The 2,584-nt window shown below is 64.9% G+C and carries 3 protein-coding genes; all 3 read left to right on the top strand.

All coding sequences use genetic code 11. The features are described from left to right. Nucleotides 1-1,421: anaerobic ribonucleoside-triphosphate reductase (gene nrdD, locus ACI38Z_RS08985; RefSeq protein WP_439789860.1), on the top strand; the 1,421-nt coding region annotated here is incomplete at its 5' end. A 189-nt stretch (nucleotides 1,422-1,610) separates the two neighbouring features. Continuing rightward, entirely contained in the window at nucleotides 1,611-2,180 is a 570-nt protein-coding gene (gene nrdG, locus ACI38Z_RS08980) for an anaerobic ribonucleoside-triphosphate reductase activating protein (RefSeq protein WP_439789859.1), read from the top strand. 126 nt (nucleotides 2,181-2,306) lie between these two features. After that, nucleotides 2,307-2,584, top strand: a 278-nt coding sequence (locus ACI38Z_RS08975) for a zinc ribbon domain-containing protein (RefSeq protein WP_439789858.1), incomplete at its 3' end; no start/stop codon positions are given.

Below are 2,584 nucleotides of genomic sequence, written 5' to 3'. Positions count from 1 at the left end.
GCCTGCACGACGAGATCGCCCGCGGCGTCCAGACCATCCAGTACCAGGTCGTCACGCTCATGACCACCAACGGCCAGGCGCCGTTCATCACCGTGTTCATGTACCTCAACGAGGCCCAGAACGCGCAGGAGAAGCACGACCTCGCCCTCTGCATCGAGGAGATGCTCAAGCAGCGCTACCAGGGCGTCAAGAACGAGGCCGGCGTCTGGATCACCCCCGCCTTCCCCAAGCTCATCTACGTGCTGGAGGACGACAACATCCACGAGGACGACGAGTACTTCTACCTCACGAAGCTCGCCGCAAAGTGCACGGCCAAGCGCATGGTGCCCGACTACATCTCCGAGAAGAAGATGAAGGAGTACAAGCTCTCCAAGGGCGAGACCGAGGGCAACGGCGACGTGTTCACCTGCATGGGCTGCCGCTCCTTCCTGACCCCCGACCGCTCGGGCAACGGCTGGAACAACATCGCCAACGCAAAGAACTGGGAGCCCAACAAGCCGAAGTACTACGGCCGCTTCAACCAGGGCGTCGTCACCATCAACCTGCCCGACGTGGCGCTGTCCGCCGACCGTGACGTCGACAAGTTCTGGAAGCTCTTCGACGAGCGCCTGGAGCTTTGCCACAAGGCACTGCGCTGCCGCCACGACCGTCTTTGCGGCACGCTGTCCGACGCCGCACCGATCCTGTGGCAGTACGGCGCCCTCGCGCGCCTGGACAAGGGCGAGAAGATCGACAAGCTCCTGTACGGCGGCTACTCCACCATCAGCCTCGGCTACGCCGGCCTGTACGAGTGCGTGAAGGCGCTCACGGGCCACAGCCACACCGACCCCGAGGGCGAGACCATCGGCCTGCAGATCATGCAGCACATGAACGACAAGTGCGCCGAGTGGAAGGCGGCCGAGAACATCGACTACTCCCTCTATGGCACGCCGCTCGAGTCCACCACCTACAAGTTCGCCAAGTGCCTGCAGAAGCGCTTCGGCGTCATCCCCGGCATCACGGACCACGGCTACATCACCAACTCGTACCACGTGAACGTGCGCGAGAAGATCGACGCCTTCAGCAAGCTCGCCTTCGAGTCCAAGTTCCAGCGCCTCTCCCCCGGCGGCGCCATCAGCTACGTCGAGGTGCCCAACATGCAGGACAACCTCGAGGCCGTGGTCAAGGTCATGCAGTTCATCTACGACAACATCATGTACGCCGAGCTCAACACCAAGAGCGACTACTGCCAGGTCTGCGGCTACGACGGCGAGATCCGCATCGTGGAGGACGACGGCAAGCTCGTCTGGGAGTGCCCCAACTGCGGCAACCGCGACCAGTCCAAGATGAACGTGGCACGTCGCACCTGCGGCTACATTGGCACCCAGTTCTGGAACCAGGGTCGCACGCAGGAGATTCGCGACCGCGTGCTGCACCTCTAGCACCACGCACGGGGCGAGAAGAACCAACCACGCGGCGGGCCCCCACACGGAGGCCCGCCTCCTTTTTGCGCCACGGCGGTGGCAGCCAGGCGACGCCTGGTCTACCATGGACGGGTTTGGCCCGCCGCGGCACGTGCGGCATGCCAGACGGAACAACTAACGCGAACACGAACGAGGACAGAGGCCCACATGAACTACGCCAACATCAAGTACTGCGACATCGCCAACGGCATCGGAGTGCGCACCACCCTCTTCGTGTCCGGCTGCCGCCTGCACTGCAAGGGCTGCTTCAACGCGGAGGCGTGGTCCTTCTCGTCCGGCAAGCCCTTTGACGAGGCCGTGGAGGAGAAGATCATCGACAGCCTGCGTCCGGGCTACATGAACGGCCTCTCCGTCCTGGGCGGCGAGCCCTTCGAGCCCGAGAACCAGGCCGGGCTCGTGGACTTCATCGAGCGCGTGAGGCTCGAGCTGCCCGAGAAGGACATCTGGATGTACTCCGGCCACACCTGGGAGGAGCTCACGGCGGGCAAGTGGCACCTGCCGGAGACCGACCGCATCCTGCGCTGCATCGACGTGCTGGTGGACGGCCCGTGGCAGCAGGCCAACTACGACATCAGCCTGCGCTTTAGGGGATCCTCCAACCAGCGCCTGATCGACGTGCCAAAGACGCTCGAGGCGCGCGAGGCCGGCAGGCTGGACGGGCCAAACGACGTGGTCCTCTGGGAGGACGACCCGGTCTTTGCCACCCACACCATGTAGGGGCTGGCGCAATACACGAACGCACGACACGGGCGGGGGCGCCGGCTAATGCCGCGCTCCCGCCCAACCTTTAGGCTCTCTTGCGCTACATTTAGACGAACATGAACCCACGCGAGGGAGCACACGATGTTCTGCAAAAACTGTGGTGCCGAACTCAAGCCGGGAACGCGCTTCTGCCCCTACTGCGGCGTAGCGGTCGGCGCGGACGCGGACACCCCCGACGCGGACGGCGCGGCCGACGCCGATGACGGCCGTGGCGACGACGGCCTGGATAATAATGACGGCCTCGGCGGTGGCTCGTACGACCCCAACCTGACGCAGCCCATGCCCCTGGGCAGCGGCTACGGAGCGCAGGCCCCGCGACCGGTGCCGCAGGAGCCGCATGAGGCTCCCCCACAGCAGCC

The sequence above is a fragment of the Parafannyhessea sp. genome (assembly GCF_051876455.1).
Classification (GTDB): domain Bacteria; phylum Actinomycetota; class Coriobacteriia; order Coriobacteriales; family Atopobiaceae; genus Parafannyhessea.
The sequence above is the reverse complement of the archived record's forward strand: the minus strand, read 5'-3'. Positions and strand labels throughout refer to the sequence as shown.

What these genes read in the sequence shown, in the direction of transcription:
- nrdG (WP_439789859.1), top strand. Translation starts at nt 1,611, where the DNA reads ATGAACTACGCCAACATCAAGTACTGCGACATCGCCAACGGCATCGGA.